Consider the following 14,586-nt stretch of genomic DNA (forward strand, 5'->3'; position numbering starts at 1 on the left):
CTTATGGCACAAAAAAAGGCAGGCGGTTCATCCCGCAACGGACGCGACAGCGCAGGCCGTCGTCTCGGTGTGAAGAAGTTCGGCGGCGAAGCCGTCGTGGCCGGCAACATCATCGTCCGTCAGCGCGGCACGAAGATGCTCGCTGGTGAGAATGTTGGCGTGGGTCGTGATCACACACTGTTCGCGCTGACTGACGGAAGCGTGCGTTTCCAGCGTCGTGCAAATAGCCGTGTTCATGTTTCGGTCGAAGCACTGCCGATCGCGGCCGAGTAAGACCGCCCGGCGCGGACGCGAGTTCGTGCTCAGACGCAAGACAGGGGCCGGTCCATCTGGATCGGCCCTTTTTGCATCTCTGGATGCAAGGTGACGGTGATGAAGTTTCTTGACCAGGCCAAAATCTATGTGCGCTCTGGAGATGGTGGTGACGGTGTCACCGCATTCCGGCGTGAAAAATACATCGAGTTCGGTGGACCCGATGGTGGAAATGGCGGTCGTGGCGGCGACATCATCTTCGAAGCCGTTCCCAATCTGAATACACTCATTGATTTTCGCTACACGCAGCATTTTCGCGCTCGCAAAGGCGGCAACGGTGCCGGGTCCGATCGCACTGGTGCGGCTGCGTCCGATGTCGTCATTCAGGTGCCGATCGGCACGCAGATCATGGACGACGATCGCGAAACCATGCTGGCCGATCTGGATGCGGCAGGGAAACGTATCGTGCTGTGTCGGGGAGGCGATGGCGGTCGTGGCAACGCCCATTATAAGACCAGCACCAACCGTGCACCACGTCGGTCTGACAAGGGTTGGCCGGGAGAGGAACGGTGGGTCTGGCTCCGGCTCAAGCTGATTGCGGATGCTGGGCTGGTCGGATTGCCGAATGCTGGAAAATCGACCTTCCTGTCCGTCGTGTCGGCGGCTCGCCCGAAGATCGCGGACTACCCGTTCACAACGCTGCATCCTCAGCTTGGTGTGGTGCGGCTGTCCATGACGGAAGAATTCGTCCTCGCCGATATTCCGGGCCTGATCGAAGGTGCGCATGAAGGACATGGGCTTGGGGATCGCTTCCTTGGCCATGTCGAGCGTTGTGCTGTGTTGCTCCACCTTATCGACGGTGCGGCTGGCGATGTGGTGGAGGCGTGGCGGACCATTCGTAATGAACTGGTCGAGTATGGCGGTGGACTTGCGGATAAACCCGAGATTGTCGTGCTCAACAAGGCGGACGCAATGACTCCGCAGCAACTCTCAGCGCGTAAGCGCGCACTGGCGAAAGCCTCCGGATCGCCTGTCATGGTCATGTCGGGCGTCTCCCGGCAAGGTGTGCCTGAAGTGTTGCGCGCGCTATATGAACGTGTTGCCGAGGCGCGCACCAAGCGTGCGGAGGCGGCAGCAGATACGGACGTTGCATCATGACTGCAACACCGTCTCTCGCATCGGCTCGTCGTGTGGTGGTCAAGATCGGGAGCGCTTTGCTGGTCGATCCGGATCGTGCCGCCCCGCGCGAAGAGTGGCTGGCCAGTGTCGCCGATGACGTTGCCGCTTTGAGAAAGGCGGGGACGGAAGTCGTGCTTGTTTCATCAGGTGCTATTGCACTGGCGCGTCATGCGCTCGGGCTGACAAGCCGGCCGAAACTTCGGCTGGAAGAAAAACAGGCGGCTGCGGCCGTCGGGCAGATCCGTCTCGCGCAGGCTTGGACAGCTGTTCTCTCGGAACGTGGGCTTACTGCGGCCCAGTTGCTTCTGACGCCGGATGATACAGAGGATCGGCAGCGCTATCTCAATGCGCGCGCTACGCTCGATACGCTTTTGGCGCTCGGCTGTGTTCCGGTTATCAACGAAAATGATACCGTCGCCACAGCGGAAATCAGGTTCGGTGACAATGATCGGCTGGCTGCCCGTGTGGCGCAGATGATCGACGCGGATCAACTCATCCTGCTTTCCGATATCGATGGTCTCTACACTGCCGATCCTCGTGCCGATCCCCAAGCACGGCATATTCCTCTGGTCGAGGCGATGACGCCAGACATCGACGCCATGGGAGGCGCTCCCCCGCCGGGCTATTCTTCGGGTGGGATGCGGACGAAACTCGTGGCCGCGCATATCGCGACGGAATCCGGCTGCGCCATGGCCATTGCGCTGGGTAAACGTGAGCATCCACTGGCGGCTCTGCGTGATGGGGCACCATGCACGTGGTTTCTGCCTGGAGTGGATGGCCGTTCGGCGCGCAAGCAATGGATTGCGGGTGGCCTTAACCCTGTTGGGGATATCGTCATTGATGCAGGCGCCATGCGTGCGCTGAAACAGGGTGGATCGCTTCTGTCCGTCGGCGTTGTCGGTGTCTCAGGTGAATTTGGACGAGGCGATCTGGTGCGCGTCGTGAGTTCTTCAGGAGAAGAATTTGGGCGGGGACTCTGTGCCTATACATCTGGGGAAGCCACACGATTACTTGGGCACAGGTCGGAAGAGTTTGAAGATATTCTCGGATGGCACGGTCCTGAGGAACTGATTCATCGGGACAATCTGGTTCTTCTTTAAATTACTTTGTCCGGGCCACTAAGAGGTGGCCCGGACAGACGCCATCAGGCGTCCAGCTTTTTGCGAAGGATGTCGTTGACGATGGCCGGGTTGGCTTTGCCTCCGGTTGCCTTCATCATCTGGCCGACAAAGAAGCCGAAGAGCTTGTCTTTGCCGCCACGGTATTCCGCCACCTTATCAGCATGTTTCGTGATGATGTCATCGGCTGCGGTTTCAAGGGCACCCGTATCCGTCACCTGCCGCAGGCCTTTGCGCTCCACGATTTCGAGCGGTGCTTCACCTGTTTCGAACATCGTCTCCAGCACATCCTTGGCGATCTTGCCATTGATTGTGCCGTCCGCGATCAGATCCAGCATCGCGCCTAGATTTTCCGAACTAACCGGGCTTTCTTCGATCGACTTTCCCGTGCGGTTGAGGGCCGCAAAGAAATCCCCTGTTACCCACGCACTAGCGGATTTGCCGTCACGACCTTTGGCCACGCGCTCATAAAAATCCGCTGTGGGTTGCTCAGCCACGAGAACGCCAGCATCATAAGCCGTGATGCCATACTCCTGCTGAAAGCGTGCGCGTTTCTCGTCAGGTAATTCAGGCAGGGTCTGCTTGAGCTGATCCACCCAATCCTGTTCGATCACGAGAGGAAGCAGGTCCGGGTCAGGGAAGTAGCGGTAATCGTGCGCATCTTCCTTGGAACGCAGGGAGCGTGTTTCGCCCTTGTTCGGATCGAACAGGCGCGTTTCCTGATCCACTTCGCCGCCGGCTTCCCAGATCTCGATCTGGCGTGTGGCTTCGATCTCGATGGCCTGCATGACAAAGCGGATCGAGTTGACATTCTTGATCTCGCACCGTGTGCGGAACGGCTCTCCGGCCTTGCGCACAGAGACATTCACGTCGGCACGCATGGAGCCTTCTTCCATGTTGCCGTCACAGGTGCCGAGATAACGCAGGATCTGACGCAGTTTGCGCAGATAGGCGCCAGCTTCTTCGGGAGAGCGGATATCGGGTTCGCTGACGATTTCCATCAGGGCGACACCGGCGCGGTTGAGATCCACGAAAGAGCGTTTCGGATCCTGATCGTGCATCAGTTTGCCCGCATCCTGTTCAAGATGCAGGCGCGTGATGCCGATTTCGCGCGTACTGCCATCCGAAAGCTCGATCAAGACGATGCCCGTGCCGATGATCGGATGCTCGAACTGGCTGATCTGATATCCGGTGGGAAGATCCGCGTAGAAGTAGTTCTTGCGGTCGAACCGGCTTTCCAGGTTGATGTGCGCCTTCAGGCCAAGACCAGTGCGGACGGCCTGTCGCACACATTCCTGATTGATGACCGGCAACATGCCCGGGAAACCGGCGTCAATGAGACTCACATGTGAGTTCGGTTCCCCTCCGAAGAGGGTGGACGCGCCCGAGAACAGCTTGGACTGGCTGATGACCTGAGCATGTACCTCAAGTCCAACGACGATTTCCCAAATACCGGTGTTGCCTTCAAGTGTGTAGGTCATGCATCCGCTCCCGCCCGCAAATCCGGACGAGCCGTGAATCCGGCGGCCTTTTCCAAGCCCGAACCCACGGCAATCAGTGTTTCTTCATCAAAGTGGCGACCGATCAATTGAAGCCCGAGGGGCAGGCCCTGACTGTCGAGACCGATCGGCAATGACATTCCGGGTTGCCCCGCCATGCTGGCCGGAACGGTGAAGACATCATTGAGATACATCTGCACCGGGTCGACTGGCTTCTCGTCGCGACGGAAGGCGGCCGTCGGGGCCGTCGGCGTCAGCAATACGTCCACTTTTTCGAAAGCTTCCGTGAAATCACGACGGATCAGTGTGCGGACTTTCTGCGCCTTCAGATAGTAGGCATCGTAGTAACCTGCGGACAGAACGTAGGTGCCCACCAGAATACGGCGGCGCACTTCCTCGCCAAAGCCATCGTGACGCGTCTTTTCATACATCTCGTCGAGGCTTGTGGCACCTTCGGCCCGAACGCCGAAGCGTACGCCGTCATAGCGGGCGAGGTTGGACGAGCATTCAGCGGGTGCGATGATATAGTAGGTCGCCAGCCCATATTTCGTGTGGGGCAGGGAGACGTCCACGATCTCACATCCAGCCTCACGCAGCATGTCGATGCCTTTCTGCCAGACCGCGAGGATTTCCTCGGACATACCGGACGCACGATATTCGGCCGGGATGCCGACACGCAGACCTTTGAGGCTCCGACCACAGGCTGCCCTGTAATCCGGCACAGGAAGATTGGCCGAGGTGCTGTCCTTCGGGTCGTGACCCGCCATCGCGCCGAGCATGATGGCAGCGTCTTCCACTGTGCGGGTCATTGGTCCCGCCTGATCCAGCGAGCTTGCGAAGGCGATCGTGCCCCAGCGGCTGCATCGTCCATAGGTGGGCTTGAGACCGACGATACCGCAATAGGCGGCCGGTTGGCGGATGGAGCCGCCGGTGTCGGTGCCCGTCGCACCCATCGCCAGATGTGCGGCTACGGCAGCGGCCGATCCACCGGATGATCCACCCGGAACCAACGGGGACGGATCATTCGCACGGTGCCAGGGGTTCTCGACTTCTCCGAAAGCGGACGTGAGATTGGCCGATCCCATGGCGAATTCATCAAGGTTGGTCTTGCCGAGGAAGATCGCTCCGTTCTTGAGCAATTTCGCCGTCACCGTGCTCTCATAGGGAGGGATGAAATTGGCGAGGATTTTGCTGGCGGCCGTGGTTTTTACGCCATCGGTGCAGAACAGATCCTTCACCCCAAGCGGGATTCCGGTGAGAACGGGTGCCTCTCCAACTGCGAGTGCTGCGTCAGCTTTTGTCGCGGCATCGAGAGCCTTGTCGGGCATTGGCGTGATGTAGGCGTTGAGACGTCCATTCAGCGCTTCAATGGCGGTGGTGTGCGCCAGCGTCAGTTCGACCGCCGAAAAGTCCTTTTTTCGGAGACCGTCAGCCGCCTGTGCGATCGTGAGATCTGTCAGCATTATTCGACCACCTTGGGAACAGTAAAGAAGGGACCTTCGCGGTCTGGCGCATTGGACAGCACCTTGTCCTGACAGTTGCCATCCGTCACGGCATCCACGCGGGGGGCAAGGGCTGTATTGACGGCTGTGCCCACCATTGGCGGCACGCCTTCCACGTTGACTTCATCCAGAATCTCGATCCAGCCGAGGATTCCTCCGAGCTGCGTGCGCACAGCTTCGATTTCCTGATCGTCAAGCCCGATGCGGGCGAGCTTGGCTATGCGTCTCGTGGTCGCGGGATCGAGCGACATGAAGTAGAACTCTCAACTCAAGGGAAAAAAAGTGCTGGCGTTGCCACCGGCCCGGTAACATACCGTCAAGCCATGGCACTGTTCAACATGGCGCAACTGATGGAAGAGCTGTCACCCGGTCAGCGTCTTCTCGGGATCGATCCCGGCTCCCGTACGATCGGGTTGGCGCTTTCGGATGTGATGCGCATGGTTGCGTCGCCTTGTGGTGTGGTGAAGCGCGGCAAACTCTCTGTCGTGGCGGACGAAATCCAGAAAATCATAAGCCGCGAAGACGTGGGGGGCATGGTTGTGGGGCTGCCACTTTCGCTGGATGGTAGTTTTGGCCCAGCAGCGCAGGCGGCGCGAGATTGGGCGTTGGCGCTCTCTGAGCGTCTGGGGATTCGAGCGGCTGTGTGGGATGAGCGCTTCTCGTCTTCTGTGGTGAACCGCCTCCTTGTGGGGGAGGCGGATCTTTCACGAAAAAGGCGGCAAGAGGTCGTGGATAAACTGGCGGCCGCTTACATGCTGCAAGGTGTTCTGGATCATCACGCCCTGCGTATTGCTCCAGAACAAGAATGAAAGAGTTTCAGGCCGCCATGGAGGTGCATTTTTCCTTGAGGAAATCTAACTGCCAATGGAGTTCGCGGGCAGTGAGAGCGTAAGACCCATCAGCAGCCGGCTGAATGGCGCGGTGAGGTGGAATGAGTGCAATGTGCATCTCAAGAGCGGCCGCTATTGGAGCGGGCAGATCGGATTTCCAGCACAGCGCCGTAATGGCTCGGGCATTACGACCGGAAAAAGCATCCTGCACGACCGAAATGTCGATGCCTGTTTTCTCGGAGAGAACTGCGGCAATCGCAGCTAGGTCATGGTCGTGCAGGGCGCGCGCGATGACGGTTTCGACGTTGGAAGATATTCCTCCTGTGGAGGGAAGAGACGGAAGGGCTGGCGCGCGCGTAACCTCCGAGGTGGCGGCCATTTCGAAGGAAAGTTCCTTTTCGATTTTCTGGCGCACAGGTGCGACAAGATGGGCGCAACGTTCACGGATCAGCGCCTTGACCGTGACGATGCAGGCATGTTCCAGCGCAGTCGGGGGAGGAGGAAGGCGTTCCATCTTGTCCAGAGCCGGTTCCACATGGGCGATCGACTGACTGGCGGGAGCGTCGAGAGAGAAAGCTGCTACTGGTTGGCGAATGCTGCTCGGACGGTCCTGCATGTTGGCTTCGAGACGTGTCAGTTCGAGCGATAGGGTGTCTTCGTCAAGCTCTGCCATCAAACGGTCTGTGGCCTCGGACGATTCGGACAGCGGACCGATGATGGCTATGGCCTGCGCATCCCCTGTCACTTGCGCCAGTATGCGGCGACCTGCCTGCCAGTTTTCATTCATCAGTTCGGTCAGTGTTTTGCACATGACGGCAATCAGCGCCTCACGTCGGGCCGGCTCCATGTCCATACGCAGACCGTTCAGACGCTGTTTCAACCTGTCCAGCAGGGAAGCGTCCGTTGCGACCGGTATCTCGGCTCGGGATTTGCCGCGCAGCGTTCCGGTTGCGGGTGTGGAGCCCGACAGTGCGCGGGTTGGCAAAATCTGAAAGAACTTCGGATTGAGAGAAGCGGTCATGGGGAGGACTCCTCCAGTGAAGTGTGCCAGCGGGCGCCCCCAGCCAGCTTGACGCTCCGCATTGCAAAGGTGGCGCGATCAATCAGGGATTCGACGCTTTCCCCCGTTTCCCAGTCGCGTGCGGCCAGACCGACAGAAAAAGTCAGGGTGACGGGTTCGGTCAGAAAGATGGCGGCGCCATGCTGGCAAAAGGCCTCGGCCCGCTCAGCAGCGACGAAATGATCCGCGCCATCCAGCCACAAACCGAAGATGTCCCCGCCAAGCCTGCCTGCAAGATCGGTTGGACGAATGGCATCGCGCAGATAGGTCGCAACCTGCTGAAGGGCGCTGTCCCCGGCCTCGAACCCGAAGCGGGCGTTTATTTCTGAAAAGCGATCAAGACCTATGACGAGCAGGGTGCCGGACAAGCGCTCCCGGTCCAGTCTGGGGAAGCGCCGGGCGATTTCTCCCTGAAAGCCATTGCGGTTCAGGATGCCTGTAAGCGGATCGAACCGGGCATTGCGCGCAAGTGCCTGATTGAGGGCACTCATTTCCAGCGCGGAGGCAACGGTGGCGAGTGCGGCGTCAGCTAGATTCGCATCGTCTTGTGACCAGACGCCCAGACTGTTGCGCCACAGTGCCATGGTCACGGGCGCATTGTATCGCACGCGGCTGCGGCAGATAATGACATCGTGTCCGTCGATCTGACGGATTTCCGGATTGAATGAACTTTCCCCATCAATTTCGCGCAGAATCTGCTCCATTGCCGCATCGAAGGCCGGCATGGATGACGGAATGCGATGGACGATGTCCTCTTCCTCAGCAGGTTCCGTGCCTTCTTCCATTGCGTTGGCGGGCGCGAGAAGAAGCCCACCTGCGGCTCCGAGCATGGTCGCCAGTTCTTCAAATGCCGGGGGAATGCCGAGGCGAGAGAGCGCGCGCGACCGCATCGTCGCGGTGATGCGCCGAACGATTTCGCTGTGAAGACGCGCGACCGCCAGATCGGCGTTTGCGTTCACCTCGTCCGACACGTCGATGCCAAGTCCGCGTACGCCGCTATGCTGCCCCGTGGGGGAAAGGAGTGGGGTGGCATAGATGAGCATGCAACTGAAACTTCCGTCGCCCTGCTTGATCCAGCAGCGTCGCCCTCGCATGACAGCGTGCGTCTGGAATGGGTTGGGGGCGGCGGTTGACGCGACAAATGGCAGAAGGCGGCTGCTGGGTTCGCCGAGCAGATCCTGATCGGCCCAGCCCATGGCGGGCGCGGCCTCGAAGAAGGTGAACCGGCTTTCCTCATCCGTTTCGAAAATAAAATCAGCTACCAGTTGAGTCAGGCTTTTCCAGCGCCGACGACTGGCCAGAAGCGCATTCATCAGTTCGGTGTCCTGATCGGACGGTGACGAATCCGGGACAGGGGAGGAAGGCTGCGTGTTCATGGGATCATATTTCAGGTGCGAATGGTTTCCTCCGCGTTAAGGTCTTCGCGTTGACATGCGGGGGCATGAACAGCATGGTCCGGCGCAGGAAAGAGGCCTTCGAGAACAGAAGGCGGCGACCAGCAGGGGATGTGGAAGACGATGAGCGAAGAGAAACTCAGATCCCGGATCGAAGCGTTGTGGGAAGCGCGTGCGGATGTTTCGCCCGCCACGGGTGGCGAGGATCGTGCCGCTATCGAGAGCGCGCTCGATGCATTGGATTCCGGTCGCCTGCGTGTCGCGGAGCCCAAGAAAGAAGGCGGTTGGACCGTACATGAATGGCTCAAGAAGGCCGTTCTTCTGTCTTTCCGTCTGTTCGACAACAGCGTCATGGAAGCAGGCGCGGCTGGGGCTCCGGCCTTCGACAAGGTGCCGCTGAAGTTCGCAGGATGGGATGCGGCACGCTTTGCCAGTGCCGGGTTCCGCGCCGTGCCGGGGGCGGTCGTGCGCCGTTCGGCTTTCATTGCGCCGGGCGCCGTTTTGATGCCCAGCTTTGTGAATGTCGGTGCCCGCGTTGATTCCGGTACCATGGTGGACACTTGGGCCACGGTGGGAAGCTGTGCCCAGATCGGCAAGAACTGCCACATCAGTGGGGGGGCCGGCATTGGTGGCGTGCTGGAGCCGTTGCAGGCAGCTCCTGTCATCATTGAGGACAATTGCTTCATCGGTGCACGCTCGGAAGTGGCGGAAGGCGTGATCGTCGAGACCGGTGCCGTGCTGTCCATGGGTGTCTTCCTTGGCGCATCCACCAAGATCGTGGATCGCACGACCGGTGAGATCCATATGGGACGTGTCCCGGCCTATTCCGTGGTCGTGCCTGGCAATCTGCTGCCGAAGACGCCGCTCAATGACAAGGGTCTCCCCAATCCGAGCCTTGCCTGTGCGGTGATCGTCAAGCGTGTGGATGAGCGCACACGCTCGAAGACATCCATCAACGATCTGCTTCGGGACTGATCCCACAGTGACGAGCCAGTCTCTCGACGTCACGACACTGACGGCGGATCTGATCCGTCATCCCTCCGTCAGTCCGGACCCCGGTGAGTCGCAGATTGCGCTGGGGGCGACGCTGGAGGCGATGGGCTTTGTCGTCACGCATCTTCCCTTCGGGGAAGGTGCTGAACGCACGCCGAATCTGTTTGCCCGTCTGGGCACGGGAAAGCCGCATCTGTGCTTCGCCGGGCATACCGATGTCGTTCCGCCGGGTGGCAGTGACTGGGCGCATGGCCCATTTGCAGGCACTGTCGAAAATGGACGGCTGTATGGGCGTGGGGCCTGCGACATGAAGGGCGGTATTGCGGCTTTCGTGGCGGCGGTTTCGGCTTTTCTTGCGAGAACACCCACGCCACGCGGCTCCATAAGCCTGCTCATCACGGGAGATGAAGAAGGGCCAGCCCGGTTCGGCACGCGGAAGGTGCTGGAATGGATGAAGCAGCACGACCAGATTCCCGATTTCTGCGTTGTGGGGGAACCGACCAATCCCGTAGCGATGGGAGAGGTGATCAAGATCGGTCGTCGTGGCAGTCTCAATGCCCATATCATCGTGAACGGACGGCAGGGCCATGTCGCGTATCCGCATCGGGCCGACAACCCTGTGCATCGGCTGCTTCGTATTCTTGCGGAGTTGACGGCCGAACCACTGGACAACGGTTCGGAGTGGTTCGAGCCTTCCAGTCTTCAGGTGACGAGCGTGGACGTGGGTAACACAGCGACTAATGTCATTCCGGCGATGGCTGAGGCGCGGCTCAATATTCGCTTCAATGATCTCCATACGGGAGCGGCACTTCGCGGCTGGATCGAGACGATCTGCATGCGGCATGCCCCGGGTGCGACTGTGAATGTCAGCGTCAGCGTCAGTGGAGAATCCTTCCTTACGAAGCCGGGCCCGGATGTGAGTGCCTTGAGTGCTGCGGTTAAAGCTGTGACAGGGCGGGATCCGAAACTCGACACGGGAGGCGGCACGTCGGACGCACGGTTCATCGCGCAGTATTGCCCCGTGGCGGAATTCGGCCTTGTTGGAGCTTCGATGCACCAGATCGATGAGCACGTCGCAGTGTCCGATCTGGCGTCCCTTACGGCAATCTATGAAAATCTTCTGGAAAGGACGGTGGCGTGAGCGGCTCATCCCGTGGCGGCGAGAGGCCGGGTCCTAAATCCATCGTGGAGGGCATGGCCCTTCTGGCTTGCGGTCGTGCGGAGGGGATCGAGCGTTTCGGAGGAAGTGTGGACAGCCTCCTGTCAGCGCTCGCTCCGGGTCTGGCTATGTGTCTGGTGGGTTTTCTGACGGTTCCGCTCCAAAAGCAGCCTTTCATCGGGCTGGTGCGTGTCGAACTCTCTTTTTGTACGCTGTTGGCGCTTCCAGTCATTTCCCACGCACTGGCCCGTCGGTGGGGACGTGAGAAACTTTGGCTGCGTTACGCAACGGCCGCCGTGTGGTGCGAGTGGGTTACGGTTCTGGTGTCCATAGTGGCGCTGTTGCTGGGCGCCCTGATGTTCTCACCTCTGGCAAGCAGCCCGGGGTTTGGAACGGCCGTAGTGCTGGCGAGCGATCTTTATGGGCTATGGCTCGGCGTCTTTGTGGCCCGCAAAGGGCTGGCATTGGGCTGGGGGCGTGCCATCGTGCTGTACGGAGCGACGTTCGTTTTTGCGCTCGTCTGTTATGGCCTCGCGTCTTTTTTGCCACCTCATTACAATTTTGTGCAGGATCTTCTCCAACCCGGTGTGCTGGGTGGCTCTTCTTCAGAGTGAAGTCAGCAGTTTCACGGTACGACGTAGGATTGTTCGTTCATTGAACAGATGTTCGGCGCGAATGCGTCCGGCATGACCCATACGGTGACGTAAATCCGTATCTTGCACGAGGCGTTCAAGGGCGCGGGCGAGGGGCAATATGGTGCCGGGAGGTACGAGCAGTCCCGTTTTTTCCGCCACCACCTGCTCTCTGGGGCCGCGTATATCGGTTGCGACGACGGGAAGACCCGTAAGCATGGCCTCAATGATGGACATGGGTAGTCCTTCGAAGTGGCTTGGTAGCGTGAATATATCGGCGGCTGCGAGAACGGCGGGGACATCTGTGCAATAGCCCAGAAAATGAAGCCGGCTCCCCAATTGCTCACGGCCACGCTCGAACACTGGTTCAAGCGTGGCTCCATGATCGCTGCTCAGACGATCGCCTACGATCCATAGTTCCGCGTCTGGCACGTGCTCTATGGCCGCCAGTAGCTCCGGATAGCCTTTGTGACGCACCAGTCGTGAGACGGCGACGATCACCACCCGCTCATCCGGTACATACATGGCCGTTCTGATCCGTCGCCGTGCCGCGTCGTCCGGCCTGAACTGCTCGGGATCGCGTCCATTGCCGATGGCTTGCGCGCGCGGATTGATGTGCAGGCGTCGCGCGTCTGCGGCTTCTTCCTGCGAGACGGTCAGATAGATGTTGGTGATATGTCCGGCCAACCATTCCAGCACCAGCGCGAGTGTGCGCCGCGCCCATGAACCCGGCTGATTGAAGAGAAAGCCGTGGCAGGTGTAGGCGATTTGCGGCACGCCGCAGAGCCGGGCCGCAAATCGCGCGAGAAGGCCGCTGATGGGCATGTGCGCGTGAACGATGTCGGGCCGCTCGCGTCGGATAAGCCGGACCAAAGAGATGAAAGCACGAAATTGCGCGAGCGGAGAGAAGGACCGGGCCATCGGTGCGACCTCAACACGGAAACCCTCCGCACGCACATCGGCAAGAAGCGGGCCATCCGCGCAGACACCGACAACCTCGTGCCCGCTAGCCCGCAGTTCTCTCATGAGAGGAAGCAGAAAGTGCCGTAGCGAAAAATCGACGTTGGTGACTTCCAGTATTTTCATACGTGAAACACCGTCCCACCTGCGATCATTCGTCGAGACGTGTGAAGGCCCAGCGGATGGCGGATGCCAGTCGTGGAGGAGGTGGTAGTTCTGGTTCCCGAACTTCCGCTTCGGTGGAAAGAGGTTCCTCGACGTGCGTTTCTTCGTCTGATGGAGGCGCGGAGGCGATTGGTTCTTTAGAATCGGAAGACACGCTCTCGGCAGGGGATGAGTCTATTTCTTCTTCCTGAACCGACACGTCCTCGACGTATGTCTGTTCGGCAGTTGCCTCTTCCGCAGACGACGGCGCCTCGTACGCCGGTTGCTCAGGTTCGATTTCGGCGGGACGCACGACGATCTGCTGGGTCGCGACAGGGGTGGGACCGCCGAAATACATGCTTTCCTCAATGGAGGAATAACCGTCGCTGCGAAAACGCCAGACTTCATCATGCGTATGCAGGAGAATATCGGTTTCTTCCAGTTCCACGCGGATCAGCGGATGCAGATGAAAGCGCAGGACAAACTCGGGAGTATCTCCCTTGCAGTCGAGCCGGTCTTCGCCACGAAGATCGGCCCCTTCACGGGCAAGGAACAGCCGACGATGATAGGTTTCGACGCCCGCTGGCCGGTAGCAGTCGCTTTCCAATTCAATCAGATGGTCCGTGTCCGACATCGTGTGACGGTAATTGACCTTCGGACAGGTCTCGATCTGGCCATCATTGCGCCACGTCATTGGAGGAAACGCGGGGATGGACAGCACGGAGTGAGCGGGTGCATCGCGCAGGGCTTCGTGCCAGCCTTTTTTAGGACTGCTGCCACAATTCACCACAATCTGTGAACGTCCCGATGACAGTTCCATCGACAGGAAACCGGCATGGGCCAGATCGGGATAGTCTGCTGCGGGCGACCCGCCGTCCACCAGCAGCACGGTGTTGCCGGATGCGGCACGTCCGAAGCGACCGTCCTTCATGCTGCGCGCCAGAACGTGGCCACGTGGCATGGCGCGTGCGATCACGAGATCGATCAGCGCAGGGCTGTGAAAGCATGTGCCATTGAACAGGGCGAGACGACCGTCACCATGACGGAAGGCGCGCAGGACAGGCGCCATGCGGTCGAGCGCGGACGCCAGCGATGTGGGCATGGGAATGCGCGTGCTCTGGAGCATCAGCCGCATTTCGGCCAGTTCCCGCAGGACACGAAGCTGCGCGCCCGGACTACGGGAGGCATGACAACCATCGGGCAGAATCTGTCGCTCCAGTTCCGGATCGATCAGCTTCATGTAACGGGACAGAAAACCCGTTTGTCCCGGTATGGCGATGGCGGCGGCAAGCAGCCCTTTGAGGGCCTGCAACACCGTCCAGTCGTGTCGGTCGGTCGGCAGGAGCGCCATGAGCGTCCGGGCTTCGAGCACGACGCGATGCATCAGGGCGCGCCGATAGGGCTCGTCGGCTGAGGCGGCGAAGAAGTCGTAATGCGACAGCCATGACGCGATACGCGCGCCTGTAATCGCGGGATTCTGGAGAGGCGTATCGGCTATGGGCTGCTGAATCCACGATGCCACAAGGACACGGGCGCGGGCGCGCGCGGAATCCGACCCAAGTTCGCGCAGGTCGCGCAGCCATTCGAACCCCTGCAGCCAGTCACGAAAATCTTCTGGCCAGTCCGGTTCGCTCCAATGACCGGCATGAAGGCGCCGGACTTCTCCGTCATGGGAAGCGGTCCCCTGAACCAGTCGCTCTCCCTTTGCCGCGTCGCCGGGCCAAAGGTCGCGCACCGTCTGTTCCGGAACGACCGGAATGGAACGCATGCCTCCCAGTGGACCAAGGAGTGCCAGGGAAAACCGTAAGTCGCGAAGCCAGCGTCCCCCTGTCATTCGTGTCGATCCTTGCCATCACTGTCCGGG

Annotated in this window: 14 protein-coding genes; 7 read left to right on the forward strand and 7 right to left on the reverse strand. The window is 59.9% G+C overall.

The genetic code is table 11. The features are described 5' to 3' along the window. Positions 1-3 precede the first annotated feature (3 nt). The 3 genes from rpmA to proB all read left to right on the forward strand — a co-directional run bounded on the left by rpmA (position 4) and on the right by proB (position 2,531). The gene (gene rpmA / locus GOB87_RS08125) at positions 4-273 is read left to right on the forward strand and encodes a 50S ribosomal protein L27 (RefSeq protein WP_166314952.1); all 270 of its coding nucleotides are present in this window, start codon (positions 4-6) and stop codon (positions 271-273) included. A 99-nt stretch (positions 274-372) separates the two neighbouring features. After that, positions 373-1,410: a GTPase ObgE gene (obgE, locus tag GOB87_RS08130; RefSeq protein WP_166314955.1), complete on the forward strand. Its 1,038-nt coding sequence runs from the start codon at positions 373-375 to the stop codon at positions 1,408-1,410. Further along, complete coding sequence (proB, locus tag GOB87_RS08135; protein ID WP_166314958.1) at positions 1,407-2,531, forward strand: glutamate 5-kinase; 1,125 nt, start codon at positions 1,407-1,409, stop codon at positions 2,529-2,531. Before obgE ends, proB begins: the two co-directional genes overlap by 4 nt. Positions 2,532-2,575: 44 nt before the next feature. Here the strand turns inward: proB and gatB are convergent, their stop codons facing one another. From gatB to gatC, 3 genes are read right to left on the reverse strand one after another with little or no spacing between them, the layout of a single operon-like run. Then, positions 2,576-4,030: an Asp-tRNA(Asn)/Glu-tRNA(Gln) amidotransferase subunit GatB gene (gene gatB / locus GOB87_RS08140; RefSeq protein WP_166314961.1), complete on the reverse strand. Its 1,455-nt coding sequence runs from the start codon at positions 4,028-4,030 to the stop codon at positions 2,576-2,578. After that, entirely contained in the window at positions 4,027-5,511 is a 1,485-nt protein-coding gene (gatA, locus tag GOB87_RS08145; RefSeq protein WP_166314964.1) for an Asp-tRNA(Asn)/Glu-tRNA(Gln) amidotransferase subunit GatA, read from the reverse strand. Before gatA ends, gatB begins: the two co-directional genes overlap by 4 nt. After that, entirely contained in the window at positions 5,511-5,801 is a 291-nt protein-coding gene (gene gatC / locus GOB87_RS08150) for an Asp-tRNA(Asn)/Glu-tRNA(Gln) amidotransferase subunit GatC (protein WP_166314967.1), read from the reverse strand. The genes gatA and gatC overlap by 1 nt, the downstream gene beginning before the upstream one ends. Before the next feature lie 72 nt (positions 5,802-5,873). On the opposite strand from gatC, the gene ruvX reads away from it, so the two are divergent. Next, complete coding sequence (ruvX, locus tag GOB87_RS08155; RefSeq protein ID WP_166314970.1) at positions 5,874-6,359, forward strand: Holliday junction resolvase RuvX; 486 nt, start codon at positions 5,874-5,876, stop codon at positions 6,357-6,359. Between the two features lie 7 nt (positions 6,360-6,366). Here ruvX and GOB87_RS08160 read toward each other — a convergent pair whose 3' ends face one another. Both GOB87_RS08160 and GOB87_RS08165 read right to left on the reverse strand, forming a co-directional pair. Further along, the gene (locus GOB87_RS08160; protein WP_166314973.1) at positions 6,367-7,401 is read right to left on the reverse strand and encodes a DUF2336 domain-containing protein; all 1,035 of its coding nucleotides are present in this window, start codon (positions 7,399-7,401) and stop codon (positions 6,367-6,369) included. Further along, on the reverse strand, positions 7,398-8,816 hold the full coding sequence (locus GOB87_RS08165; protein ID WP_166314994.1) for a sensor domain-containing diguanylate cyclase: 1,419 nt from the start codon (positions 8,814-8,816) through the stop codon (positions 7,398-7,400). Before GOB87_RS08165 ends, GOB87_RS08160 begins: the two co-directional genes overlap by 4 nt. 141 nt (positions 8,817-8,957) lie before the next feature. Between GOB87_RS08165 and dapD the strand changes: the two genes are divergently transcribed. Genes dapD through GOB87_RS08180 form a run of 3 tightly spaced genes read left to right on the forward strand, consistent with a single transcriptional unit; the run spans position 8,958 to position 11,600 of the window. Beyond that, a complete protein-coding gene (gene dapD, locus GOB87_RS08170) occupies positions 8,958-9,809 on the forward strand; it encodes a 2,3,4,5-tetrahydropyridine-2,6-dicarboxylate N-succinyltransferase (protein WP_166314998.1) in 852 nt (283 codons plus the stop codon). Beyond that, complete coding sequence (gene dapE, locus GOB87_RS08175; RefSeq protein ID WP_166315001.1) at positions 9,760-10,968, forward strand: succinyl-diaminopimelate desuccinylase; 1,209 nt, start codon at positions 9,760-9,762, stop codon at positions 10,966-10,968. The genes dapD and dapE overlap by 50 nt, the downstream gene beginning before the upstream one ends. Beyond that, complete coding sequence (locus GOB87_RS08180) at positions 10,965-11,600, forward strand: hypothetical protein (protein WP_166315004.1); 636 nt, start codon at positions 10,965-10,967, stop codon at positions 11,598-11,600. Before dapE ends, GOB87_RS08180 begins: the two co-directional genes overlap by 4 nt. Here GOB87_RS08180 and GOB87_RS08185 read toward each other — a convergent pair. Together GOB87_RS08185 and GOB87_RS08190 are read right to left on the reverse strand one after the other, a co-directional pair. Further along, complete coding sequence (locus tag GOB87_RS08185) at positions 11,592-12,704, reverse strand: glycosyltransferase family 4 protein (RefSeq protein ID WP_166315007.1); 1,113 nt, start codon at positions 12,702-12,704, stop codon at positions 11,592-11,594. The two genes, GOB87_RS08180 and GOB87_RS08185, sit on opposite strands and share 9 nt — an antisense overlap. A 25-nt stretch (positions 12,705-12,729) precedes the next feature. Beyond that, positions 12,730-14,556: a heparinase II/III family protein gene (locus GOB87_RS08190; protein WP_166315010.1), complete on the reverse strand. Its 1,827-nt coding sequence runs from the start codon at positions 14,554-14,556 to the stop codon at positions 12,730-12,732. Positions 14,557-14,586 lie beyond the last annotated feature (30 nt).

It is taken from the genome of Acetobacter estunensis, from assembly GCF_011516945.1.
Classification (GTDB): Bacteria; Pseudomonadota; Alphaproteobacteria; order Acetobacterales; family Acetobacteraceae; genus Acetobacter; species Acetobacter estunensis.